The organism is Haladaptatus caseinilyticus (genome assembly GCF_026248685.1).
Lineage (GTDB): Archaea > Halobacteriota > Halobacteria > Halobacteriales > Haladaptataceae > Haladaptatus > Haladaptatus caseinilyticus.
This window is the reverse complement of sequence record NZ_CP111036.1, coordinates 629,869-652,266: the sequence shown is the minus strand read 5'-3', so window position 1 is coordinate 652,266 and position 22,398 is coordinate 629,869. Positions and strand designations below refer to the sequence as shown.

General features: G+C 58.9%; 27 protein-coding genes and 2 tRNA genes. 22 read left to right on the top strand and 7 right to left on the bottom strand.

Annotated elements, in window-relative coordinates; all coding sequences use genetic code 11:
• Position 1 precedes the first annotated feature (1 nt).
• The 3 genes from OOF89_RS03690 to OOF89_RS03680 all read right to left on the bottom strand — a co-directional run bounded on the left by OOF89_RS03690 (position 2) and on the right by OOF89_RS03680 (position 3,349).
• Positions 2 to 1,036, bottom strand: coding sequence for a dipeptide epimerase (locus OOF89_RS03690; RefSeq protein WP_266078561.1), 1,035 nt, complete (start codon positions 1,034 to 1,036; stop codon positions 2 to 4).
• The gene (locus OOF89_RS03685; protein WP_266078559.1) at positions 1,033 to 2,046 is read right to left on the bottom strand and encodes a DUF1611 domain-containing protein; all 1,014 of its coding nucleotides are present in this window, start codon (positions 2,044 to 2,046) and stop codon (positions 1,033 to 1,035) included. The genes OOF89_RS03690 and OOF89_RS03685 overlap by 4 nt, the downstream gene beginning before the upstream one ends.
• 160 nt (positions 2,047 to 2,206) lie before the next feature.
• Positions 2,207 to 3,349: a CBS domain-containing protein gene (locus tag OOF89_RS03680; protein ID WP_266079848.1), complete on the bottom strand. Its 1,143-nt coding sequence runs from the start codon at positions 3,347 to 3,349 to the stop codon at positions 2,207 to 2,209.
• 95 nt (positions 3,350 to 3,444) lie between these two features.
• Here OOF89_RS03680 and OOF89_RS03675 point away from each other — a divergent pair, with 95 nt between their 5' ends.
• The 3 genes from OOF89_RS03675 (at position 3,445) to OOF89_RS03665 (ending at position 4,838) form a co-directional block, all read left to right on the top strand.
• Positions 3,445 to 3,768: a lycopene cyclase domain-containing protein gene (locus tag OOF89_RS03675; protein WP_266078557.1), complete on the top strand. Its 324-nt coding sequence runs from the start codon at positions 3,445 to 3,447 to the stop codon at positions 3,766 to 3,768.
• A gap of 152 nt (positions 3,769 to 3,920) precedes the next feature.
• Positions 3,921 to 4,589 carry a DUF7344 domain-containing protein gene (locus OOF89_RS03670; protein WP_266078554.1) on the top strand — a complete coding sequence of 223 codons (669 nt, stop codon included), beginning with the start codon at positions 3,921 to 3,923 and terminating at the stop codon, positions 4,587 to 4,589.
• Between the two features lie 81 nt (positions 4,590 to 4,670).
• The gene (locus OOF89_RS03665) at positions 4,671 to 4,838 is read left to right on the top strand and encodes a hypothetical protein (RefSeq protein ID WP_266078552.1); all 168 of its coding nucleotides are present in this window, start codon (positions 4,671 to 4,673) and stop codon (positions 4,836 to 4,838) included.
• A gap of 102 nt (positions 4,839 to 4,940) precedes the next feature.
• Here the strand turns inward: OOF89_RS03665 and OOF89_RS03660 are convergent.
• Positions 4,941 to 5,014 (bottom strand) — tRNA-Val (locus tag OOF89_RS03660).
• A 164-nt stretch (positions 5,015 to 5,178) separates the two neighbouring features.
• Between OOF89_RS03660 and trpD the strand changes: the two genes are divergently transcribed.
• From trpD to trpG, 4 genes are read left to right on the top strand one after another with little or no spacing between them, the layout of a single operon-like run.
• Positions 5,179 to 6,183 carry an anthranilate phosphoribosyltransferase gene (gene trpD / locus OOF89_RS03655; protein ID WP_266078550.1) on the top strand — a complete coding sequence of 335 codons (1,005 nt, stop codon included), beginning with the start codon at positions 5,179 to 5,181 and terminating at the stop codon, positions 6,181 to 6,183.
• Positions 6,180 to 6,842, top strand: a complete 663-nt coding sequence (locus OOF89_RS03650) for a phosphoribosylanthranilate isomerase (protein ID WP_266078548.1) — start codon at positions 6,180 to 6,182, stop codon at positions 6,840 to 6,842. The genes trpD and OOF89_RS03650 overlap by 4 nt, the downstream gene beginning before the upstream one ends.
• Positions 6,839 to 8,443, top strand: a complete 1,605-nt coding sequence (gene trpE, locus OOF89_RS03645) for an anthranilate synthase component I (RefSeq protein WP_266078546.1) — start codon at positions 6,839 to 6,841, stop codon at positions 8,441 to 8,443. Before OOF89_RS03650 ends, trpE begins: the two co-directional genes overlap by 4 nt.
• Before the next feature lie 19 nt (positions 8,444 to 8,462).
• Entirely contained in the window at positions 8,463 to 9,089 is a 627-nt protein-coding gene (gene trpG / locus OOF89_RS03640) for an anthranilate synthase component II (protein WP_266078544.1), read from the top strand.
• On the opposite strand, the gene OOF89_RS03635 is transcribed toward trpG, so the two are convergent.
• Positions 9,065 to 9,226 carry a hypothetical protein gene (locus OOF89_RS03635; protein WP_266078542.1) on the bottom strand — a complete coding sequence of 54 codons (162 nt, stop codon included), beginning with the start codon at positions 9,224 to 9,226 and terminating at the stop codon, positions 9,065 to 9,067. The two genes, trpG and OOF89_RS03635, sit on opposite strands and share 25 nt — an antisense overlap.
• Positions 9,227 to 9,575: 349 nt before the next feature.
• Between OOF89_RS03635 and OOF89_RS03630 the strand changes: the two genes are divergently transcribed.
• From OOF89_RS03630 to OOF89_RS03620, 3 genes are all read left to right on the top strand, one after another.
• Complete coding sequence (locus OOF89_RS03630; protein WP_266078540.1) at positions 9,576 to 12,653, top strand: adenosylcobalamin-dependent ribonucleoside-diphosphate reductase; 3,078 nt, start codon at positions 9,576 to 9,578, stop codon at positions 12,651 to 12,653.
• Between the two features lie 162 nt (positions 12,654 to 12,815).
• Positions 12,816 to 14,054 (top strand): arylsulfotransferase family protein, encoded by a 1,239-nt coding sequence (locus OOF89_RS03625; protein WP_266078538.1) that lies wholly within the window; start codon positions 12,816 to 12,818, stop codon positions 14,052 to 14,054.
• A 43-nt stretch (positions 14,055 to 14,097) separates the two neighbouring features.
• Positions 14,098 to 14,220, top strand: coding sequence for an HVO_2523 family zinc finger protein (locus OOF89_RS03620; protein WP_266078536.1), 123 nt, complete (start codon positions 14,098 to 14,100; stop codon positions 14,218 to 14,220).
• Positions 14,221 to 14,226: 6 nt separating this feature from the next.
• Here OOF89_RS03620 and OOF89_RS03615 read toward each other — a convergent pair whose 3' ends face one another.
• Entirely contained in the window at positions 14,227 to 14,883 is a 657-nt protein-coding gene (locus OOF89_RS03615) for a TVP38/TMEM64 family protein (protein WP_266078534.1), read from the bottom strand.
• A gap of 86 nt (positions 14,884 to 14,969) precedes the next feature.
• Between OOF89_RS03615 and OOF89_RS03610 the strand changes: the two genes are divergently transcribed.
• Positions 14,970 to 15,329: a DUF5830 family protein gene (locus OOF89_RS03610; protein ID WP_266078532.1), complete on the top strand. Its 360-nt coding sequence runs from the start codon at positions 14,970 to 14,972 to the stop codon at positions 15,327 to 15,329.
• A gap of 28 nt (positions 15,330 to 15,357) precedes the next feature.
• Here OOF89_RS03610 and OOF89_RS03605 read toward each other — a convergent pair whose 3' ends face one another.
• On the bottom strand, positions 15,358 to 16,488 hold the full coding sequence (locus OOF89_RS03605) for a DUF7115 domain-containing protein (RefSeq protein WP_266078530.1): 1,131 nt from the start codon (positions 16,486 to 16,488) through the stop codon (positions 15,358 to 15,360).
• 218 nt (positions 16,489 to 16,706) lie between these two features.
• Between OOF89_RS03605 and OOF89_RS03600 the strand changes: the two genes are divergently transcribed.
• From OOF89_RS03600 to OOF89_RS03550, 11 genes are all read left to right on the top strand, one after another.
• Positions 16,707 to 16,859 (top strand) — tRNA-Met (locus tag OOF89_RS03600).
• 415 nt (positions 16,860 to 17,274) lie between these two features.
• On the top strand, positions 17,275 to 17,535 hold the full coding sequence (locus tag OOF89_RS03595) for a hypothetical protein (protein ID WP_266078528.1): 261 nt from the start codon (positions 17,275 to 17,277) through the stop codon (positions 17,533 to 17,535).
• 334 nt (positions 17,536 to 17,869) lie between these two features.
• Entirely contained in the window at positions 17,870 to 18,682 is an 813-nt protein-coding gene (locus OOF89_RS03590) for a ZIP family metal transporter (protein WP_266078526.1), read from the top strand.
• 234 nt (positions 18,683 to 18,916) lie between these two features.
• Complete coding sequence (locus OOF89_RS03585; RefSeq protein WP_266078524.1) at positions 18,917 to 19,195, top strand: hypothetical protein; 279 nt, start codon at positions 18,917 to 18,919, stop codon at positions 19,193 to 19,195.
• Positions 19,196 to 19,238: 43 nt separating this feature from the next.
• The gene (locus tag OOF89_RS03580) at positions 19,239 to 20,198 is read left to right on the top strand and encodes an aldo/keto reductase (RefSeq protein ID WP_266078522.1); all 960 of its coding nucleotides are present in this window, start codon (positions 19,239 to 19,241) and stop codon (positions 20,196 to 20,198) included.
• 55 nt (positions 20,199 to 20,253) lie between these two features.
• A complete protein-coding gene (locus OOF89_RS03575; protein WP_266078520.1) occupies positions 20,254 to 20,634 on the top strand; it encodes a hypothetical protein in 381 nt (126 codons plus the stop codon).
• The gene (locus OOF89_RS03570; protein ID WP_266078518.1) at positions 20,631 to 21,104 is read left to right on the top strand and encodes a hypothetical protein; all 474 of its coding nucleotides are present in this window, start codon (positions 20,631 to 20,633) and stop codon (positions 21,102 to 21,104) included. The genes OOF89_RS03575 and OOF89_RS03570 overlap by 4 nt, the downstream gene beginning before the upstream one ends.
• Before the next feature lie 138 nt (positions 21,105 to 21,242).
• Positions 21,243 to 21,512, top strand: a complete 270-nt coding sequence (locus tag OOF89_RS03565) for a ubiquitin-like small modifier protein 1 (protein ID WP_266078516.1) — start codon at positions 21,243 to 21,245, stop codon at positions 21,510 to 21,512.
• Entirely contained in the window at positions 21,513 to 21,767 is a 255-nt protein-coding gene (locus OOF89_RS03560) for a hypothetical protein (RefSeq protein ID WP_266078514.1), read from the top strand.
• A gap of 46 nt (positions 21,768 to 21,813) precedes the next feature.
• On the top strand, positions 21,814 to 22,188 hold the full coding sequence (locus OOF89_RS03555; RefSeq protein WP_266078512.1) for a hypothetical protein: 375 nt from the start codon (positions 21,814 to 21,816) through the stop codon (positions 22,186 to 22,188).
• On the top strand, positions 22,188 to 22,355 hold the full coding sequence (locus OOF89_RS03550) for a hypothetical protein (RefSeq protein ID WP_266078510.1): 168 nt from the start codon (positions 22,188 to 22,190) through the stop codon (positions 22,353 to 22,355). The genes OOF89_RS03555 and OOF89_RS03550 overlap by 1 nt, the downstream gene beginning before the upstream one ends.
• The last annotated feature ends 43 nt before the right edge of the window (positions 22,356 to 22,398 follow it).

Sequence of the window (22,398 nt, the reverse complement as noted above, 5' to 3'; positions counted from 1 at the left end):
TCTATTTTCGCACGCCGGTTCCTGACCGTCCGGTTTCGAGATCGATGACTCCGTTCGGCATCGGGACACCCTCGTACTCGTCCTCGGCGAGCAGGAGCGAACCGTCCAGATCGGCGTAATCGAGTAAGGGGGCGAGATGGCACGCGGCGGCGATGCTCGCGTTGCTCTCTATCATACACCCGAGCATGACTTCCATCCCGTGGGCTTTCGCGGTGTGAATCATCCGCATCGCTTCACGGAGGCCGCCACATTTCATCAGCTTCAGGTTTGCGATATCCGCTTTTCCGGCGATCTGCGGGATGTCTTCGAGCGTCACACAGGATTCGTCCGCCGCAATGGGCAGCGCGGAGCGTTCTCGAACGAATCGCATCCCTTCGGGATTCTCGGCGGGGACGGGCTGTTCGACGAACTCCACATCGTACGTCACGAGCTCCTCGATTTTCCGCACCGCTTCGCGGGGGCTCCACGCCTGGTTCGCATCCACGCGAATCGTCGCGTCGGGGGCTTCGTCACGAATCGCCCCGACGATTTCCCCATCGCGGTCGGTGCCGACTTTCACTTTCAGCGTTTCGTATCCGGCTTCGACCGCTTCCGCAGTTTTTTCGCGCATTACGTCCGTCGTATCGATCCCGATGGTGAACGACGTTTCGAGCGTGTCTTCGGGGTCGAGTCCCCAATAGCGATAGAGTGGCAGGTCGGCGCGTTTCGCCACGAGGTCGTGGAGGGCAATGCTCACGGCACAACGCGCGGACGGGTTTCGGTTCACCGTTTCTCGCATCTCGCGCTCGATTTTGGCGAGTACGTGAGGATCGTCCACTGCCTCGACGACGCTCAGAAGGTTCGGCATGACCGCTTCCACCGTGTCCGCCGTCTCCCCGTAATGTTCGGACGGTGCGGCCCCACCGATACCGACGTTCCCTTCGTCGTCCTCGATTCGGACGATGACGTTTTCGGCGGTCGTCTGCGTGCTTCGGGAGATCGTAAAGGCGTGTTCGAGTGGGAGCGAGAGTCGCTCGTAGTCGGTCGAGAGGCTCATAGAATCGCCTCCAAAACCTCGTCTGCGTCGAATCGAACCGGGTCGGTTGCGGGTGCGCCGAGTTCGGATTCGTACGATTCGACCGCTCCTCGGGCCGATCCGTCCCCCTCGATTCCCGATGTGTTGATCGCCCCGGCGACGATTTCGGCCTCGTGAACCGGTCGGGCGAGGTTCTCGTAGAGCGAGACGTACTCCTCGATGGACGGGAGCGAGAACGATTCGTACCCGTGGATCGCTTCCTTTCCTGCCTCGTGACAGAGGACGAGTTTGTCGGCCATCGACCCGTGCAGAATGCCACAGGTCACGGCGGAGTAAGCTGGATGGACGATGCTTCCCTGTCCCTCGACGAAGAGGTAGTCGTAGTCGTCGCCACGCTCTAGAATCATCTCTTCGACCGCTCCGGCCGTGAAATCGCTCACCACGCGGTCGATGGGGTTCCCCCAACCGTCTATCATGATTCCCGTCTGGCCGGTCGGAATGAACCCGGCGCTTGCGCCCTGCTCTTTGGCTGCTTCGAGCAGTTCCAGCGTTGCGGTCATCTTCCCGACCGAACAATCGGTGCCGACGGTGAGCACGATTTCGGCGTCCACGTCCGTTGCCACGCCGTGGCTGACAGTGAGGTCGTCGTGGGGTTTTCGCACGTCCCAGATATCACAGTCGTTTTCCTCCGCGAGGCGGGTGAATTCGTCGTCGTCTTCGAGAAAGTAGTGGAGTCCGGAAATCACGTCACAGCCGCGTTCGAGCGCGGTTCGAACGTCCGAGCGCCACGATTCATCGAAGCCACCTCCGATCGGGGCAATCCCGATAACCAGCGCGTCTACGTCCGGAACGTCGTCCATTTCGGAGACGATCGGTGCGTCTTGTACGTCCGACAAGTAATCACTCACGCGCTCGCCGGATCGGTCACGGTCGAGAATCGCTTCGACCTCGTAGTCGGCGTAGCGCAGGATTCCGACCGCCGTCTTTGCACGGCCGGGGAACTTCTCGTGTGCGAGTATAGCCACCTGCATGCGTGTGCGGTGGTGACAGGGCGGCTTAAAGCCCCCCTTCCCGGTAACGAAATTTCAACGTGTTGTCCGTTTCTCGGCCGGAACGGTGGCGGTAACCGTCGTCGTCACTCGGCGCGTCGGATCGAAATAAAACAAATTTGAGAGGCGAATCGATTCGACCTTACAGTTCGTTGAGCTTTCGGAGCAGTTGGCCTTCGTACTCGCGGTCGCTCTGGAGTCCTTTCAGTTCGAGGACGTTGCGCTCAAGCGTATCTCGGGCGACGTTGAAAGCCTGTTCGGCACCGTAGCCTTCGCCAGATCCGGCGACCTGTCCGCGGTTGGTGCGGAGGCGAATCTTACATTGGATGAGGGGCGTCCCGCGAAGCTTTTCTTTGTGTTCATGGAACCGTACGTGCGCGTGGCGCACCTGCATGTCCTGATATTTGTCCGTTATCTCCTGAATGCTTTCTCTGATGGTCTGACGGGAGATGGTGTCGAGGAGGTTGATGTTCGTGATCTGCACGTCGAGGTGATCCTCTTCCGTGTACGTCAGTGCACGAAGCACGTCGGTTTTCGTGACGACGCCACCGACCACGCGGTCGTCGTCTTCGGGAGTGACCACGAGACCGGCGTAGTTTTTGTCGAACATCATTCTGACGGCGTCCTCGACGCTTGCGTCGAGCGAGATGGTTTCGACGGGACTGCTCATCACGTCGTACACCGGCAGGTCCAACATCCGGTCGCTGTCACCCATGCGTTCGCCCGTCGTCGGCTTGTCCATGTTCCGTGTCACGAAGTCCACGATATCGTGGGTCGTCACCATTCCCGTGAGAAAACCGTCCTCGTTCACGACCGGCAGGCGCGAAACGCTGTGTTCGCGCATGAGATTGATGACGCGCCCGAGCGTGGCATCTTCGGGAATCGTGACCGCGTTCTCGGTGTAAATCTGCTCGACGACGAGCGCATCGAGATTGTCGAGGACACCTTCGAGAATCATGTCCTCGTCGATAATGCCCCAGACTTTACCATCTTCAAACACAGGGGCGACCTTACTCCCGCCTTCGACGAGGGCGCGAGCGACTTCGCGCACGTCGTCGTTTCGGGCGATTTTCGGTGCGGGTTTGGTCAGCGTTGCCACCTTCGTTTGGTCCTCGATATGTGACTGTAAGAGCTGTTTCTGGGTGATAACGCCGTCGTACTCTCCCGCTTTGGTGACCACGATGCCCTTCGGGTTCTCCTCTTCGAATATCGATCGAGCCTGCCCGAGTCGCTCTTCCGCTTCGATCTCGAAGTAGTCGGTGGTCGCAATGTTAGAGATATCCATCGGCAGTTTGAGTGACGCGGGCATTGGTCTTGAACTTTGTCGCAGAACGGGCATTTCTGAGGGGTTTTTGACCTCACATCACGTTCCGTTTTAGTGTGTTACCTGACATCGGTGCGGTGTTCGGTTCGTACACCTATCTGGCCAGTGAACTGGTTTTCGGGTTGGTTGCGCTCTGGCTACTTCTCCGGGCGAACGCCCTCACACGCGCCGGAAAAACGATTCTCGTCCTCTATCCACTCGCCTACATCTGGGATTGGTATACGCTTTCCATCGGTGTGTTTTCGATCCCGCTCCGAACCGGTATCGAGATCGTCGGGATACCACTCGAAGAGCACATCTTCATTATCGTCGTTCCGGCCCTCGTCATCGGTGTTCACGAAAATCTGTACCACCTGGTGGAACGAGGTGAAACTAGCTAGTAATGGGTGGTTACCGCCAGAATGCGGCACGATATGAATCATCTGTCGTTTTCCGTAACCACTCGTTTACGGTTGGTAAATGGTGAATAACAAAGAACAAACCCGGTAATGTTTGAATCCATGCTGGGTTACGAGCAAGGGGTGGCAAGGTAATGAGCACAATCGGTGACTCCTCTGGCACGGGGAGCAACAACACCGAGAATCAATCGAGTGAGTCGGACTCAACGGTCGCCGAACACGTTTCAGACATACTCGAATCGAACGCGTCGCGGGAGCAACAGGAGACGCCTCTTTCCCGCGATATGGTCTTCGACGTATTGAAGAACCAACGACGACGGTACGCTCTCCACTATCTGAAACAGGCCGAGGAAACCGTTCAGTTGAGCGACCTTGCGGAGCAGGTCGCCGCGTGGGAAAACGATACCACCGTGGATGCTATTTCCGCCGCCGAGCGAAAACGAGTCTACACCGCTCTTTACCAGTCACACCTCCCGAAACTTGACGATGCAGGAATCGTGGAATACAATCAAAACCGGGGAATCGTCGAACTCGCCACCGCCGCCGAACAACTCGACCCCTATCTCGAAACGAACACACGGGACGACATCTCGTGGTGTAAACGATACCTCGGTCTCGCAGTCGCTGGCTTTGCCGTGCTTACCGGAGCATGGCTCGAACTTCCGCTTCTCGCCGGAATCGCCGATATCGCCCTCGCCTTGCTCGTGGTCGTTGCGTTCACGCTCGTCGCGGTTGCCCATACCTACGACGCGCGACATGCGCCCTCGACAGGTGAACAAGCACCGGATATTTCGAGCGAATAGCGTCCCGTTCTCTTTTTGATCGGACGACCTTCGGAACGCCGTCGGCACGGAGGAACGAATCCTCCCCTAACTTGCCGACAGGTGAGCAAAACAACCATCGAGTGCGTTCTCATCCGTGAAAACGGACGAGCGGGGCGGAAACGAGCGAGTAGTGGTGAAGATGGTACCTCGTTCCGTCTGTTACACGTCGTCTGTTTGCTTGCCGACGGTGGGAAGTGGAAACCGAGAAGTTTCGAGACGTGGGTTTGACCTGGCGTGAACAACGGTCGGTTCGTTCGTGTCGCACCCTGCTTCGAACTGCGAATATCGACAACGTTAGGACTCCAAAAAACGACTCCGTGAGAATTGAAGTGGGTTTGGGCAGATTTGAACTGCCGGCCTCCTCCATGTCAAGGAGGTGTCATAACCAACTAGACCACAAACCCAGTCGGCCTCCGTCGTACGCATTCCTTCGTTGGCCGCTTGGGTAATTGAAGGTTTCGAAATCGAACGCCGTAACTAGGTTTATTCCGTCCGAGACGGGCGACAGCTTTAAGTCATTGTACGAATTTGTACATTGTAACACGAATTCGTTCATTGGTGTTCCACTATGCAGGATTACATCGAACACGTCACCACCGGACACGACCTCACACTCACACAGGCCCGCGATGCGGCGAGCGCCGTTTTCGGCGGCGCGACCGACGCACAAATCGGCGCGCTGCTCACGGGACTGCGCGCGAAAGGGGAAACCGAAACGGAGATCGCCGGGTTCGCGCAGGGGATGCGCGACGCCGCGCGAACGATTTCCCCGGACCGAACCCCGCTGGTCGATACCTGTGGGACCGGCGGTGACGACTACGACACCATCAACGTCTCCACGACGTCGGCCATCGTCGCCAGCGGCGCGGGCGTTCCGGTGGCAAAGCACGGAAACTATTCGGTCTCCTCGTCTTCGGGCAGTGCCGACGTGCTCGAAGAAGTCGGCGTCGTGGTTGATTCGAAACCGCCAGCAGTGGAACGCACGATCGAAGAGCAGGGAATTGGATTCATGCTCGCGCCCGTGTTCCACCCCGCGATGAAGGCGGTTATCGGTCCCCGCCGTGAACTCGGGATTCGAACGCTGTTCAACGTCTTAGGGCCGCTGACAAACCCGGCCGGTGCCGACGCGCAGGTCGTCGGCGTCTACGACCCCGACCTCGTGCCCGTGTTGGCCCGCGCACTCGCCCACATGGACGTTTCCCACGCACTCGTGGTTCACGGGTCGGGTATGGACGAAATCGCCGTCCACGACGAAACCACGGTCGCGGAGGTCGACGGAAACGATATTCGGGAGTTTACGCTCGCACCCGAAGACCTCGGCGTCGGCCGCTACGACGTGTCCGCCGTCGCCGGTGGAACACCGAAACAGAACGCCCGTGACCTCCGCGGAATCGTGGAAGGCGACGTCGGCAGCGCAAAGCGCGATATTGTTTTGGCGAACGCCGGAGCTGCGGTGTACGTTTCCGGCCAGGCGACGTCCCTGCAGGACGGTGTCGAGCAAGCCAGACGAGCGATCGACTCCGGCCGCGCGGAAGCGCAACTGAACGCGATGACGAGGGCGGTCTCGGCATGACGCGCGTGAAAATCTGCGGGCTTACCCGGGAGGACGACCTGCACGCTGCTATCTCGGCAGGCGCGGATGCCATCGGTCTACTCGTGGACGTGCCCGTCGATTCGCCGCGAGAAATCGACCCACTGCGGGCCGCCGAACTGGCTCGAGTGGTGCCGCCGTTCGTGACGACGGTTCTCGTGACGATGCCGGAAACACCAGAGCGTGCGGTCGAACTCGCCGACACCATCGACCCCGACGCCGTGCAGGTACACGGAATGGGCGTCGGTGACCTCGCGTACCTCTCGTCCAGCATCGACGGGAACGTCATCCGCGCCATCGATGCGTCCACGGAGAATCCGGACCGCTACGATGCGGTTGCCGATGCACTCTTGCTCGATTCCGGAACGACGGGTGGAACCGGAGAAACGCACGACTGGGAGCGTGCACAGGAGGTAGCGAGCACGCTCGAGTCTCCCGTTATCCTCGCGGGCGGATTGACTCCCGAAAACGTCGAAGCGGCGGTCACGACGGTCGAACCGTTCGCCGTGGACGTCGCGAGCGGCGTCGAATCGAACGGGGGACAGAAAGATCACACTGCTGTTGAATCGTTCATCGTGGATGCGAAAGCGGCCTCGGAGGAAGGGAGGAAGACGAAATCGGGACCTGCTCTGCAACGATGAATCGGAACGAGTTCGAAGTCCTCGCCGAGAGCGACCGGCGGGTCGTCGTCCACATGAAGATCGATCTCGACGTGGAAATCGACCCCCTGACTGCCTATTCGGCCCTCGGAGGAAACGAGTACGATTTCCTCCTCGAAAGCGCCGAGAAGGTCGCATCCTCAGACCCGGATGGCGCGTTTAACCCCACGAGAACGGACGACCGTCGAGCGCGCTATTCGTTCGTCGGGTACGACCCGAAGGCGGTGGTATCGATTCAGTCGGACGAGACGGCCGTTCGAGTGTTGGACGATAGGTGGGACGAAGCGTTCGCCAGCAACCGAGATGACGGGGGTGACGTGCTCGATACGCTTCGGAACTCGCTTCCCGACGTGGAGCGACGAGGATTCCCGAACGAGGACGGGTTTTCGGGCGGACTGGTCGGCTTCCTCGCATACGAGGCGGTGTACGACCTCTGGTTAGAGGAGCAGGGAATAGAGCATCCCGAGACGGAACTACCCGACGCGCAGTTCGTTCTCAACACGAAGACGCTCGTATTCGACCACGTCGAAGAAACCCTATCGCTGGTGTTTACGCCCCTCGTTTCACCGGATGACGACCCGGGGAACATGTACGACCGACTGGCCACCGAGGCGGAGCGTGTGACCGACGTACTCGAATCGGCAACGAGGCCGAACTTCGGTGGGTATCGGCCGGAAGACGAGACGTCGGGGTCGCGGAGCGAGTACGAGAACGCGGTACGTCGGGCAAAAGAACACGTCTCCGCCGGTGATATCTATCAGGGAGTCATTTCCCGAAAAAGAGAGGTTTCGGGAACTGTCGATCCGTTGGGACTGTACGCCGCCCTGCGCGACGTGAACCCTTCACCCTACATGTATCTCCTCGGCTACGAGGACAGAACCATCGTGGGCGCGAGCCCGGAGACGTTGGTATCGGTACGTAGGGACGAAATCGTTTCGAACCCCATCGCTGGAACCTGCGCGCGCGGTGGAAATCCGATGGACGACCGTCGGCTGGCGGGCGAGCTCCTCGCGGACGAAAAGGAGCGGTCGGAACACGCAATGCTCGTGGATTTGGCTCGAAACGATGTTCGCCGAGTGTCCGAGTCCGGAAGTATCCGCGTCGAGGAGTTCATGAACGTCATCAAATACAGCCACGTTCAGCACATCGAAAGCACGGTGACCGGAACCATGGCGTCGGACCATGACGCGTTCGATGCGGTGCGTGTCACGTTCCCTGCCGGGACGCTCACCGGCGCGCCAAAAATTCGAGCGATGGAGATAATTCACGACCTCGAAGAAACCCCACGAGGCGTCTACGGCGGCGGCGTCGGCTACTTCTCGTGGACGGGCGATGCGGACTTCGCTATCGTCATCAGAACGGCAACCATCGAGCACGGAAACACGGACGAACGAAACAGCGCGGACACGATTACCGTGCAGGCTGGCGCGGGTATCGTCGCGGACAGCGATCCGACTGCCGAGTTCGAGGAGACCGAACAGAAGATGGGCGGCGTGCTGTCCGCACTGGAGACGATGGCGCGTGAATCGGACCACGACGACGAACCCGATCGTGACCACGAACCCATGGAGGCGTCCGGATGATTCCTCCGGAGGGTATCTAATGACCCGCGTGCTGTTCGTGGATAACTTCGATTCGTTCACCTACAACCTCGTGGAGTACGCCGAGGAAGCCCTTCGAGCGCAGAAGTCGAACTCCGCGGCCGTCGAAACCGAGGTGGTGAAAAACACCGTCTCGCTCGAAACGATTCGTCGAATGAATCCGGACGTGATCATCATCAGTCCCGGTCCGGGTCATCCCGAAAACGACCGCGACGTCGGCGTTACGAACGACGTGCTCCGCGAACTCTCGCCCGAAATCCCGACGCTCGGGGTATGCCTGGGGTTGGAAGCCGCAGTGCACGTTTACGGCGGAAAGATCGGGCGCGCACCGGAACCGATTCACGGAAAGTCGTTTCCGGTCGAACACGACGGAATCGGCGTGTTCGACGGTATCGAGCAGGGATTTCAGGCTGGCCGATATCACTCGCTCGTTTCGACGACGGTACCTGACTGCTTCGACGTGAGTGCGACGACGACCCACGATGGCGACGAACTGGTGATGGGTGTTCGCCACCGCGAACATCCTATCGAGTGTGTGCAGTTCCATCCGGAGAGCGTGCTCACGGCGTGCGGTCGGGAGATTCTCGAAAACTTCCTCTCACGTCACACCAATACGCCTGCCGCGTAGAGTGTAGCGACGACGAGAAGGGCGAGGACACCGAGACGCCAGACGAGTTTGACGGCGAAACGAACGGCGAAAATGAGCAGAATGATCGCAATGACGACGGCAACGAGTCCGATCGGTTCGATGGCGAGCGGTATCATACCCGAAATGACTGCGTACTGAGTGGTAAACGTATCGGTGATGTCGGATTCTCCGTTCGCTAAAAATCGATGACGGCGGTCGAGTAATGGGTCATTACCGGAAGAAAGCTCCTTATATCGGTCACTTTCGCTCCGGTCTGAACACTCTTATAGTCCCCGAGGTATTACTGTAGGGTAGGAAGGGAACGTTTTCCAGAGGCGTCACTATACAAACAAACTTGCGCTAAAGAAAGTAAACTTAATTGGGGTTGGGTCAAATGCATTCTTCGTCACGAATGAAACGGGTCTACACACGAAACGAAAGACGAATCGCTACACAGAGCACGGGAACAGCGGTGGTGGCGTCAGTATGAGCGGCGCGCACGAAACCGACGCCGACGAGGTCACGCTCCCCGTCAAGCGAACCGAGGGCGACACCCTCGAAGACAGGATGACGGGGAACGCATATCAGAACATCCTCCCGGCACGCTATCTCCGCAAGGACGCCGACGGCAACCTCGTCGAGACGCAGGAGGATTTGTTCCCGCGCGTCGCGAAGAACATCGCGCTCGCCGAGGTCGTCTACGAGGCTGAAAAACGGGGCGTCGAAATCACCGTCACGCCGGAACAGTTGAAACCCGGTCACCCGCGACACGACGAACTCGCTGCGGAGGTGTTCGGCAAAGGGACGACGACCGAAGACGACGCCGAGACGGAACTCACCGTCTACAACGTCAACAAATTCGCTTACGAGACGGTCGTTCCGGAACTCCCCGAGGATATCCGTGAACATGTCGAATCCGTTCGGGACGAGTTCCGCGAGATGATGGAAGGGCTGTCGTTCATCCCGAACTCGCCCACGCTGATGAACGCTGGCGACGAACTCCAACAGTTGTCCGCTTGTTTCGTTGACTCCCCGGGCGACGACATCACGGACATCCACCAGACCGCGAAGGAGGCCGCCGAGGTCTTCCAGTCCGGCGGTGGGATGGGCTATGCGTTCTGGAAACTCCGCCCCTACGGTGACGCAGTCGGTTCGACCGGCGGCATCGCCTCCGGCCCGATTACGTTCATGCGCACCTACGACCAGATGTGCGAAACCATCGCGCAGGGTGGTGCACGGCGCGGCGCACAGATGGGCGTCATGCGTGTTTCTCATCCCGACGTCATCCAGTTTATCCACGCGAAAAACAAGGACGTCAGCCTCGCCAACACGCTTCGCCTGAACGACCCCGACGACTACACGCACACGTCGTTCAAGGACGCACTCGAAGAGGCTCGCGAACTCATCGACGAGGACGGACGCGTCCCGAAACACCTCCGAAACGCCGCCGAAGGCCATCTCTCGAATTTCAACATCTCGGTCGGCGTCACGGACGACTTCATGGACGCCCTCTACAACGACGAGGAGTTCGTCTTCACCAACCCGCGTACGGAAGAACCCCACGTCGCCACCGAACACACCGAGGAGCTCTACGATATGTTCGGCCTCGGCGAGTATGTCACGGCTGGCGAAGTGCTCTCCATCCCGGCCGACGTCATCTGGAACCGCATCGTGGAAGGCGCATGGGAGAACGGCGAACCCGGCGTTATCTACCTCGAACGAGTGAACAAACAGCACTCCTTCGACGTGGAAAAACACCCCGACCACCGGATTCTCGCGACGAACCCGTGCGGCGAACAACCGCTCGAAGAGTACGAGGCGTGTAACCTCGGACACATCAACCTCTCGACGCTCGCGGACGGCGAGGCTCCCGACTGGCGTGTCTGGTACGAACAGAACGGCGACAGCTACGGTTCCCTGTCGGAAGCCGTCGATGCGTTCCTCCGGAACGCCATCGATTGGGACGAGTTCGACTACCGTATCGAATACGGCACTCGGTTCCTCGAAAACGTCGTCACGATGTCCGACTTCCCGGTCGAAAAGATCGAACAGAAGGTTCGAGACATGCGAAAGATCGGGCTCGGAATCATGGGACTCGCCCAGTTGTACATCCAACTCGGCGTCCGCTATGGAAGCGAGGAGGGCAACGAAATCGCCCAGCAGTTGATGACCCACATCAACCACGAGTCGAAGTGGGCCTCCCACGAACTCGCCGAGGAGCGCGGGTCGTTCAACGACTGGACCGATTCCAAGTTCGCGACCCCGACCGACTATCCGGAGTGGTTCGAACATCAAACCGGTCTCGACGCCGAAAAGTGGAAAGACGGGTTCTCGGTTCGAAACCACAACACGACGACCATCGCGCCGACCGGCACTACCTCAATGGTCGGCAACACCACGGGTGGCTGTGAGCCGATTTACAACGTCGCCTACTACAAGAACGTCTCCGACGACGTGCAGGGGGACGAGATGCTCGTGGAGTTCGACGACTACTTCCTCCGCACGTTGGAGGCGAACGAAATCGACGTGGACGCGGTCAAGGAGGAAGCCCAGGAGCAGATGGCGAACAACGAGTTCTCGGGCGTCGAGGGACTCGACACCGTCCCGGACGCCATCGGCGAACTGTTCGTCGTGACGGGCGACCTCACCGGCAAGCAACACGCCGCGGTGCAGTGTGCCTGCCAGCAGGGTGTCGACTCGGCCATCTCGAAGACCTGTAACTTCCCGAACTCCGCCAGCAAGGAGGACATGGACGAGGTGTACCGGTACATCTACGACCACGGCGGCAAGGGCGTCACGGTCTACCGCGACGGTACGCGCTCGAAACAGGTACTCACCACACGCGCCGACAACGCCGAGTTCGCGGACGAGGACGAGGCGGCGGAAACCATCGCGGAACAGATCGAGGAGGTCTTCGGCGGCATCGAGAGTTTCATCGAGAACGACGAAGTACAGACCGTTCTCGGCGACGAACTCTCCAGTCTACTCGACGAGGGTGTGACCGGCGGTGCCTACGCCAAAGAGCGTCCGCGTCCGGACGTTCTCCACGGTGTGACCCAGCGCATCGATACCGGGTACGGCAAGATGTACGTCAACATCAACGAGGACGAGTCCGGCGAACCGTTCGAACTGTTCGCCACCATCGGCAACTCCGGTGGCTTCACGAACTCCTTCACCGAGGCACTAGCGAAGGTCATCAGCTATGCGCTTCGGAGCGGCGTCGATCCGAACGAAATCGCGTCCGACCTACAGGGTATCCGTAGCCCGAAAGTCGCGTGGGATAAGGGTGAACAGATCAACTCCATTCCGGACGCCATCGGTGTGGCGATGCGGCGTTACCTCGACGGCGAAATCGAGAAGGCCTACCCACAGCAGGTGACGCTCGAGGAGACGACGGACGAGAGCGAGACCGACGTCGGAGCGGTCGACGACGAAACGGACGCCTCCCAGTCGCTCATCGACGCGGGCGAGAGTCCCGAATGTCCCGAGTGTGGGTCGCTCTCGCTGTACTTCTCGGAAGGGTGTAAGACCTGCGAGTCATGTGGTTGGAGCGAATGCTCGTAATCGGTCCATAGCGGTTCGACCGAGGGTTCGTCGTTTTTTCATTTTCGTCGAATGGCCGGAACTGACAAGTAGGGAGACATCCTCTCAGAGAGGGAGTTACTGGTGGTCAAGGAATGCCGAAACGGGGGTTATGGAGCAAAGGTGGAATCGGGAGGATGATGCATGGTTTCCTGGGGTGATACGACGCGACGCGGACTTCTCCTCGTTGTTGCAGGCGTGTTGCTCGTCGGTGTAACCTTCGGCGCGAGTTGGGCGTTCGCGCCGAACACGAGCGTAACGCCCGGTGACGAGACGAACACGACGACACTCGTCGGTGTCCAGGGCCCCGGATGGGGTGGAAGCGTCGTCGAACTCGACAGTAACGGAACGACGATGTGGAGTGTCGGGAACGCCATCAGCTATCAGGACGTTACGCAGTTGGACAACGGAACCGTTCTCGCGACGTACGCGGACAAATACAGGGCGTGCGGGCCGTACAAACCGCCGTGTAAGCGAACGGGCGTTCGCTTCATCGATCCGCAACCCAACGCGAAGGTTACCGGCGAATGGAGCTATCCGGTTCGGACCCGAAAGGACAGCGAGGTTCACGACGCGGAAATGCTCCCGTCGGGAGAACTGCTCGTCGCGGACATGGAGTACGAGAGCATCTACACGTACAACTTTTCGACCGGGAAGCCCTCGTGGACGTGGAACGCGAGTCAGTACTACGACACACCGTCTGACCCCACGAAAACCGACTGGCTCCACATCAACGACGTGGACCGAATCGGCGACGGACGATACCTCGTCTCCGTTCGAAACACGAATCAATTGATCATCATCGAGCGTGGAAAAGGGGTCGTCGAAGTGATAAACAAGGATCGCGACCCGTCGATACTGGATAAGCAGCACAACCCGCACTGGCTCGGGGACGGTGCCGTGGTCGTAGCGGATTCGGAAAATCATCGGGTGGTCGAACTTCACCGAAACGAATCGACGGGGAAATGGGAGGAAGCGTGGACCGTCTACGAAGTGGACGGAATCCATCTCGATTGGCCGCGTGATGCCGACCGCCTTCCGAACGGAAATACGCTCATCACCGACAGCCGAAACAACCGCGTGGTGGAAATAACACGAAACGGAAGCGTGGTTTCCAGCTACGATGTTCCCGACCTCCCCTACGAAGCGGACCGCGTTCCGTTCGGAGAGGCGTACGGACAACCGTACGGAACTGAGGGGGATTACAACGTCCTCGGTGAACGGAGCGTGAACATCCCGGTACTGTCCACGCTTCTCATCGGGGCTCGTCACGTCGTCTCGCTCCCGTTCTGGGTCTCTGAACTCCACGTCCTCGTCATCCTCGTCGCGGTCGGCCTCTGGATCGTCGGTGGCGTACTGCTGCTGAAAGGCCGATATTCCTGAGGACGGAGAAACAATCAAACGGGTCGAATTCGGTAGTATCGGTATGGATGAAGAACCGAGCGGGCGGCCCTGTCCGCTCTGTGGTGAGTCGATGTATCACCGCCACTGTAAGTACGTCTGCCCGCGACACGGCGTCGTCTACGACTGTTCCGATACGTTCTACTGAGGGTGCCTAGCCGTTTTCCCGCTCCCCCGCGAAATGTCGATACGCCGGTCCTGCTATCAGAAAGAGCGCCGCAACTCCGGCGACCGCGACGAGCATCCAGTTCTTCCCGAGTTTTTCTATCGACAGCGAATCGAATGAGCTTCCGGCCACCACCGCCGCGACCATCCACGGTATTTCGCCGATGGCCGTTCCGAGTACGAACGCCCGGAGCGGAACGCTCGACAAACCTGCGGCCGCCGAGACGGCGTCCGAGGGGGCGGGTGCGAGCCGTGACGCGACCATTCCGCGAACGTTTCCGGTCGTGTCGAAAAACCGGTCCCCCGAATCACCGAGACGGCCGAAAATACCAGTCCCAACGTTGAAATGACGCGCCGCGGTGAACGGGACACAGGCACTCGTGGTCGCTCCCGCGAGTGCGATGGGAAATCCGACGATCGGTCCGTACACGTAGCCAACTGCGGCGGCCACCACGGTCGTCGGCCACGCGAAAAACGGGCGAACGAGGTAGATGAAGACGAATAAACCGGCGGCCAGCAACGGATTTTCGGTCACGCGTCCGACCTGTCGAAAGACGAATCGTGGTGAGATGAGAACGCCCGCGACGGCCACCAGTGCAACGACCGCAAACCCGGCGACGTGCCGTCGGTTCTGCATGAAACCCATTCTCTCACAGAGAGTCGTGGGAGGAGCTAAATTCTTTCCACCCGACCGCGCAACGTTTAATCCGCTCCGTGTGGGACACGTAGTCGATGGACGAGGACGATGCCGTCGCGCTGGGGGTGGAACTGTTGAGTAAACTGGAGCACCCCGAACTGTCGGTTGCGGAGGCGGTAGACCGCATCGAGACCATCACGACCAACCCGTCGGTGACGCGGAAGATTCTCGACGTAGCGGAAAAACGCGGCGTCATCGAACGTGAAAACGGAATCATCCGACCGAAAGGAGGTGGGTTCGTGCGGTTCGAAAGTGACGTCGTGACGAAGGAGGGGGATTTCACCTGTCGTCGTTGTGGGACCGGCATCTCGACGGGATACTTCATGAAACTCGACGTTGGCGAACACGGACCGTTCGGGTCGTCGTGTATCCGAAAGGTGACCGGCCGCGAGTGAGTTGGAAACTTCCGACGAGAAGCGATCCTCACCGACCACGACCGAGTTCTTCGATGAGTCGCTCGATGGTGCGTTGTTGTTGTTCCAGAAGGTCGTTCTGCCGTTCGACGACTTCGGTGAGTGCAGCGAGTTGTGCCTCCATCGGGTCGTCTAAATTTTCACTCGCGGATTCGAAACCCGAGTCGGCAAAGCCGGTGGCCGTGTTGGACTCGGACGATCGTGCTTCGACAGTTTCGGACCTTGCCGTCTTTCCTTCGACCGCATCGGATTCGGTGTTCCGTCGTTCCGTCGTCGTCCGTTCGGTGGTCGCGTTACTGGCCGTCTGCTCGGTGGTTGCCGAGTCGGCAGTCGCTCGTTCGACTCCGTTTTCGTCGAGTGGGTCGGTGGATGGGTCCTCGGCGATTTGGCCGCGATCGTCGAGTTCGGGGGGATTCGCGTTGAGTGGTTCGACGCCACTGCCAAACACGTCGTCGTCATCGGCGAGTGAGATGGTTTCCTCGGCCGCGGGTTCCGAGTCGTCGGGTACGACTGACCGTTCGAACTCCTCGTAGCTACCGGCGTCGTGGTACGCGAGGAGCGATTGTTCGATCCGTTCGCGGACTTCACGGGTTCGGTCGCTCGGCGTTTTGATCCGCTGTGGGCGCCCGTTGACTTCGATGATGATTTGTGAGGAGACGGTGCCCTCTTCGACATCGAGGCGAGTTACGTCGGCGAAGTGAAACTGCTCGAAATCATCGTCCCAAATCGCTTCCCCGACGTGTTTCACGACGCGTGCGCTGGTGAGGACGAGGGTAGGTTCGCTGAACTGGTACGTCTGGATGACCTGTTCGTTCGCGTCGGTGACCCCCGCGCCGTTCAGTACTCCCGCGATAACGGGGTGAAGGGCGTCGTGGAGTCGCTTCGACGGAATCTTGAACTCCTTTGCCCCGTCGATGCCGTAATCGAGGGTGATGGTCGATTTTCGCCGCCCGTCGGAGACGGCGATTCGTTCTGCATCGTGTGAATACTCGTCGACGGATTCGTCGCTCAACAGGCCATCGGCTCGATAGATGAGTGTTCGTGTCGGTGTCACGAAAAGGACATCTTCGCCTCCGAGCGATACTTCTGCGGCAACATGTTCGTCTTCAAGACTGGACTGGACGATTCCCGGAACGCTCATGCAGGGAATGGTTAGGCCCGTATCTTAAAACCGCCGGGTGAACACGACACGGACAAGACTGGTCATTTTGATTCGATTGTCAAATAATTGTCTGACGAAACTCCGTCCGCTGGCCATCCGGGCTGGAAGACGGCGTCGCCGTCGTGCTATGTAGCCGTGTGTCATCCGTCGTCGGAGATGAGAACTTTAAAGAGTACCACATCCCTACCCGTAATCGAGCCCGGGTGGCTTAGCTGGACATAGCGCCGCACTCATAGGGTTCTGAGATTTGGCGCTCAGGCCTTGGAAGCCTCCCCATGTGCCCGTGAGGCCCCGCCAGGCCTCGAACCTGGGACATGCGGAGATCGAGGGTTCGGAGCCCTCCCCGGGCATTCTCTACACGTTTTGGAATACGGATGAATCCCTGACGCGTGAAACTATCCGTCTACTTCATGATGCGCTCGTCGAAGACAGCGAAAGTCGATTTTCCACGGCGACTCGCCGACACGAGATGTCCGTATTGTGGCCAGTACTGAAATGTACTGGCGGCTGTCTCATATGGTGGATATAATGGAATCCGACACGAACTACTGGGCGACAGTAGAACAATCTGATATCTGATACGTTCGAAACATAAATATTCGAAAACATCTCCAAATTCGGTTTTAAAAGGTCTAAACGTTTTTGAGGGCGTTGTAAAATGTCGGAGAACCGAGTGAGAATCATAAAAACGCGTAAATTTCCCTGTATGCTCACCTCGTTATATGACCCCTCCAGTCGTAGCAAGAGATACATCCCAGAGTAATCATGTCGAGTCCTCCAACGATACAGAACGACCGCGCATCGGAATTCGAGCCCCCTGCCCCCCGGAACGTCGCCGAGGCTGCGGCACAAAAGCTCTTCACGCCGGTTCAGTTCCTGAGTTTCTGGACGGCAGTTGCACTTCCCTTCGGGTATGTGCCACTTCTATACCACGGAAATTTCTCGTCGACTGCCGGATTTCTCCCCCTGCTCCTCGCCCTGAACGTCGTCGCCATGGTCGTCGGTCACGGCTACAAGCGCGACTGAGGGATCCGCAATAGGTACACGCGACGTGGTCCCCAACGGATGTTTTCGCAATGGTCGTCGTTTTGTCCAAACAACCCAGACGGTCGTCGATCCCTCATCGCTGAAAACGGTTCGGTCGAAGATATCCACCGTTTCGTCCCCGCTACACGTTCACCACGAACCGATTTGAACCATCGGCAGCGCTCGTGGGGCACCGGTTCGACGCATCCCATGATGTCAAAAATATCTTTCTATCTAAAAACTATCTTGACGTCTGCCCACATTCTACTTTTAGGTTGGCCAAAAAAGTAAGGGCGATGATAAGAATTATCCTCGCCGCGTCCCAAGTGTGAATATGGAGTTACTCGGCAATCTGATGCTGGTGTTCGTGGCAGGGCTGATTACGGCACTCGCGACCGGCATCGGGGCCCTCCCCTTTTTTCTCGTCGACGAGGTGAGCGACCGCTGGAACGTCGCGCTTTGGGGACTTGCCTCGGGAATCATGGTCTCTGCGTCCGTTTTCGGACTTATATTTGAGGGAATATCGAGCGCGAACGGCGGCAGTATCTCCGGCGTCGCCATCGGTATGCTGGTCGGTGTCGCACTCGTCGTCGTGAGCCATCACGTCATCTCCGGGGCAGAAGTGAGTCCGAAGAAGTACGAAGAAGCTGATTTCAAGAAACTCGTACTTATCCTCGGTATTCTCACCGTGCACAGCTTTCCGGAAGGGGTTGCCATCGGCGTCTCGTTTGCGGAACTGAACTTCGGAAACATCGAAGGAATTGCACTCCTTGGCTTCTTCATTCCGCTGTTGGCAGTTTTCATGACCGTCGCGATTTCGATTCACAACATCCCCGAAGGCGTCGCCATCTCCATTCCACTTCGTTCGATGGGCGTGAGCAAATGGCGAATGGTTTGGTGGTCGATCTTCTCGAGCCTTCCTCAACCAGTCGGCGCGGTCATCGCGTTCTACTTCGTGCGAATCGCACGGGATTTCCTCCCCATCGGGTTCGGGTTTGCGGCGGGGGCGATGATATACCTCGTCGCATCCGAGTTCATACCGGAAGCCCTCGAAGTCGGCGAGGGATTACCGGGTGGCGGTCACCGCGAACTGTTGTCCGGACTCACTGCTGGCGTTCTCCTCATGGTTCCACTCGCATTCATCTGAACACGTCTCGCTCGAATCGCTCGACTCGCCATCTGAATTTATGCGCAATTCGGGGAACGGGCTTCGACGAAACTGTCTCAAAAACGATTTTAAATCGTTTAACTGATTCACGTCGTCGGAAAGAACAATAGACAGTTCTGTTCATCGAGGGTAAACGGTGTGAATCCAACCCAACGCTCTCTACGCTATAAGGTCGCTCCTGTGGACGGCATAGGTGGGCACGGGTGTGTTACAATGTCGGGAACTCCCCCCTTCGAAAACGACGGCAATGCGGTCGCCAGTCGCACCGCTGTTGGACGCCGGAAACTCACCGCACTACACGCGAGGTACAGTGAACACACGCTCACGACACCGATTCAGTTCGTCGCCTTCTGGTCGGCAGTCACGCTGCCGTTCCTCTACGTACCCCTCCTGATAAATGGTCTCGCTGGCGCAGAACTCACGGCCTTCCTCTCCCTGCTGGCGTGCCACATCGTTGCCCTCTTTGCCGGACACTCCTACCGACAGGAGTGAGCGCCTTCGGTCGATTTAACCGTTTCCTCGAAAAGGAGTAGACATGGGACTCGAAACTGTGTCACTCGGTGATACCGGCACGAAAGTGAGTGAAATCGCGTTCGGAACGTGGCGGTTCGGTCGCGAGAACGACGACGGTGCGGTCGAAATCGGCGAAAAACGGGCCCACGAACTCCTCGACGCCTACGCGGACGCGGGCGGGAACTTCATCGACACCGCCGACATGTACGGTGACGGCGAAAGCGAGCGCTATATCGGTAACTGGCTCGCGGACCGTGACCGCGAGGATTTCGTCATCGCGTCCAAAATATACTGGCCAACCCGGAAGGACGACCCGAACGGACGTGGCCTCTCCAGAAAACACCTCCGTCGGCAGATGAATCTCATCCTTGACCGTCTCGGTACGGAGTACATCGACCTGTTGTACATTCACCGCTGGGACGACGAGACACCCGCGGACGAATTTATGCGAACTCTCGACGGTTTCGTCCGGGACGGCAAGGTGAACTATATCGGAACCTCGACACTCGAACCGAACGCCTGGAAAGTCGTCAAAGCGAACGAGATGGAGTACGAACCGTTCCGCCTCGCACAGCCGCGATACAACCTCGTCAACCGGGAAATCGAGTCGAACTACCTCCCGATGTGCGAGGATTACGGCATCGGCCTCATCCCGTGGTCCCCACTTGCTGGAGGGTTCCTGACGGGCAAGTACTCCCGAGACGAGGAACCGCCGGTAGGCACCCGCGGTGCGACCGACCAGCAGTTCCGAAACTCCTACCTCACCGACGAGAATTTCGACGTGTTGGAGGAAGTCGAAGCGGTTGCCGAGGATATCGACACGACTCCCGCGAAGGTCAGCCTCGCGTGGCTGCTGAAACACGACGCCGTCACGGCACCTATCGTCGGCGCACGAACGGTCGAGCAGTTGGAAGAAAACATCGACGCGACCGAGATCTCGCTCACGGACGAACAGTTCGAGCGACTGGCGAACGCGAAGTAAATCGATCCCCACGCCCGAGCCAAGCGTTTTTGACGGATACCGAACAATCACCTGCATGGACGAAATCTCGCTCGTCGTTCCGAACGCTATCATCGAATCGCTGCCAGAAGACGGAGACAACGCGGCCCGTGACATGCGCGAGGCCGTCGCAGGATGGGAAGCACGACTCAACCGTTTCTCCGAGGTCGATTCGGACGAAGAGGTCGCCGCCGCGGTCGTGGACGTGGTCGAACGATTCGAAACGCGTTGGGAGCAGTACGACGACTTCGTCGCCGAACTACGTGCGTGGGGACAGTCGCCTATCTACGCGATGGCGTGGCGCGACCTGCAGACCGCGCTCATCCAGCAGTTGTACGACCACGACGACCTGTCGGAACATATCGACCGCGAGCGCAACGCCCGTCTCGTCAACGACGGCATCCGATTCGGGAAATGAGCGACGACCGACCGCTGTCTCGCGTTCGACGGGCGAAGAGTCGTCGATCGCCCACGTCTCGTCTGGACGGCGGTGCGGTTGCGGTCGGGATGGTTGTCGTCCTCGGAGCGCATCTCGTCCCGGCGTTGCTCCTTCTCTTTGGAACGTCGGCAGCCCTCGTCCGTGCAACGGCGCTTGCCAGTACGGGTATCTTTCCGTTCGGGAGCTACGTCGCCGGTCGCTATGCGGGCGGTAACTGGGAACGCGGCGGATTGCACGGCGTATTCACCGCGGGGTCGTCGCTCGTCCTTCTCGGGGTTTCGGCCATCGCCCTCGTTGGTGTCGATCGAGCACTGGCCGAATTCGGTCGGATACTCGTTGCAGAAACGGAGTTGGGCTTCGGTCCGACCGGCGGGTCGCCGTTACTCGCGGGGACGGTCGTTTTTTTACTGTTCGCTGGCATCGTCGGTGGTGCCCTCGGTGGGAGATAAACGCCGTTGGGTCCCTCTCAGCGGAAAGAAAACGCCAGTGAGCCTCGCTCGGGGAAGCAACCGTCGTCGAACACTCGTACAACGCGACAACCGTTCCGCAGTCTGAGCGTTTATAATCCGGGCGTGCCATATTCCGGCATGGAACTCACGCTCCGGTTCTTTGCGAATTTCCGCGAAGATGTCGGACAGAAGGAGCTCGAACGGGAGTTTCCCGATGATTCGACCGTCGGTAACGTTCTCGAATCGCTCACCGAGGAGTACGGCATCGACGTGTTCGAGGGCGGCGACCTCCGACCGCAGATCTCGATCATGAAAAACGGGAAGGACGTCGTTCACCTCGACGGTCGGGAAACCTCGCTTTCGGACGGCGACAAGTTGAGTATCTTCCCGCCGGTCGCAGGTGGATAGATGCGACGCGAAAAATCCTTCCGGGGAATCAGCAAACGCCTCGCCCGCCACTATCTCGAAAACCTCGGCGGCGAGGTGCAAGACGACGGCAGTGTCGAGGGGGATGACTGGCACGTTTCGCTCTCGTCCGAGAAGGTGAGTATCGGGCCGACCGTCGAATTGACGGAGGTTACAGTCGTCTTCGAGGGTGACGAGGAGAAACTGGATCCGCTCGTCGAAGAGTTCTCGCAGAAAGCAATGCGCGCTGGCGGGTGATTTTCACTGGGCCCGCTCACGACGTTCGCTCACGGAGGAAGCCTGAATGACTGACGACGAACCGAAGCATCCGATCGAAGGCCAAATCGTCTTGCTGGCGGGAGCGAAAGCCAGCGTCCCACTCGAACGCCTTTCCGAACTCCTCGCCGAGACGCAGACCGATCTCGGCGGACGGATGGAGGAGTACCGACAGCAGTACGAATGTGTGTACGAAACAGCCGAGATGAGCGTCTTTCTGGTAGAAGAGGGGCACTGGAAGACGGTCGGAAATCGACTCGGATTCGACCGACGCGAATGGGACGCGGTTCGGCGAGCGCACGAACAACAACTCCACCGAACCGGACGGCGTGAGGGTCGTCGGTCGGAGTTCGTCAGCGCGCTCGAAATTCGGGATGTGGTGCTGATTTCGAACGAGAAGTGATGGCGGTCAAACGGTTCGATTCTGTTTCGGTGGCCTGGTGTTTGAAAGGCGAAATCGATTGGCGGGGGGGTGAGAACGGCAGCGGTGCGAAGGTGGTTTCGATCGGAGACGGAGATACCTCGCAGTACGGAATCGAACGCAGTAGTCGGGACATCGCGAGAGGGTGATTCTCGTGAACGCACCGCCACATGGACCCATCTCGAATACATC

Coding starts and splice junctions, on each gene's coding strand:
- OOF89_RS03690 (WP_266078561.1), bottom strand. CDS start 1,036: ATGAGCCTCTCGACCGACTACGAGCGACTCTCGCTCCCACTCGAACAC.
- OOF89_RS03685 (WP_266078559.1), bottom strand. CDS start 2,046: ATGCAGGTGGCTATACTCGCACACGAGAAGTTCCCCGGCCGTGCAAAG.
- OOF89_RS03680 (WP_266079848.1), bottom strand. CDS start 3,349: ATGGATATCTCTAACATTGCGACCACCGACTACTTCGAGATCGAAGCG.
- OOF89_RS03670 (WP_266078554.1), top strand. CDS start 3,921: ATGAGCACAATCGGTGACTCCTCTGGCACGGGGAGCAACAACACCGAG.
- trpD (WP_266078550.1), top strand. CDS start 5,179: ATGCAGGATTACATCGAACACGTCACCACCGGACACGACCTCACACTC.
- OOF89_RS03650 (WP_266078548.1), top strand. CDS start 6,180: ATGACGCGCGTGAAAATCTGCGGGCTTACCCGGGAGGACGACCTGCAC.
- trpE (WP_266078546.1), top strand. CDS start 6,839: ATGAATCGGAACGAGTTCGAAGTCCTCGCCGAGAGCGACCGGCGGGTC.
- trpG (WP_266078544.1), top strand. CDS start 8,463: ATGACCCGCGTGCTGTTCGTGGATAACTTCGATTCGTTCACCTACAAC.
- OOF89_RS03635 (WP_266078542.1), bottom strand. CDS start 9,226: ATGATACCGCTCGCCATCGAACCGATCGGACTCGTTGCCGTCGTCATT.
- OOF89_RS03630 (WP_266078540.1), top strand. CDS start 9,576: ATGAGCGGCGCGCACGAAACCGACGCCGACGAGGTCACGCTCCCCGTC.
- OOF89_RS03625 (WP_266078538.1), top strand. CDS start 12,816: ATGGTTTCCTGGGGTGATACGACGCGACGCGGACTTCTCCTCGTTGTT.
- OOF89_RS03620 (WP_266078536.1), top strand. CDS start 14,098: ATGGATGAAGAACCGAGCGGGCGGCCCTGTCCGCTCTGTGGTGAGTCG.
- OOF89_RS03615 (WP_266078534.1), bottom strand. CDS start 14,883: ATGGGTTTCATGCAGAACCGACGGCACGTCGCCGGGTTTGCGGTCGTT.
- OOF89_RS03610 (WP_266078532.1), top strand. CDS start 14,970: ATGGACGAGGACGATGCCGTCGCGCTGGGGGTGGAACTGTTGAGTAAA.
- OOF89_RS03605 (WP_266078530.1), bottom strand. CDS start 16,488: ATGAGCGTTCCGGGAATCGTCCAGTCCAGTCTTGAAGACGAACATGTT.
- OOF89_RS03595 (WP_266078528.1), top strand. CDS start 17,275: ATGTCGAGTCCTCCAACGATACAGAACGACCGCGCATCGGAATTCGAG.
- OOF89_RS03590 (WP_266078526.1), top strand. CDS start 17,870: ATGGAGTTACTCGGCAATCTGATGCTGGTGTTCGTGGCAGGGCTGATT.
- OOF89_RS03585 (WP_266078524.1), top strand. CDS start 18,917: ATGTCGGGAACTCCCCCCTTCGAAAACGACGGCAATGCGGTCGCCAGT.
- OOF89_RS03580 (WP_266078522.1), top strand. CDS start 19,239: ATGGGACTCGAAACTGTGTCACTCGGTGATACCGGCACGAAAGTGAGT.
- OOF89_RS03575 (WP_266078520.1), top strand. CDS start 20,254: ATGGACGAAATCTCGCTCGTCGTTCCGAACGCTATCATCGAATCGCTG.
- OOF89_RS03570 (WP_266078518.1), top strand. CDS start 20,631: ATGAGCGACGACCGACCGCTGTCTCGCGTTCGACGGGCGAAGAGTCGT.
- OOF89_RS03565 (WP_266078516.1), top strand. CDS start 21,243: ATGGAACTCACGCTCCGGTTCTTTGCGAATTTCCGCGAAGATGTCGGA.
- OOF89_RS03560 (WP_266078514.1), top strand. CDS start 21,513: ATGCGACGCGAAAAATCCTTCCGGGGAATCAGCAAACGCCTCGCCCGC.
- OOF89_RS03555 (WP_266078512.1), top strand. CDS start 21,814: ATGACTGACGACGAACCGAAGCATCCGATCGAAGGCCAAATCGTCTTG.
- OOF89_RS03550 (WP_266078510.1), top strand. CDS start 22,188: ATGGCGGTCAAACGGTTCGATTCTGTTTCGGTGGCCTGGTGTTTGAAA.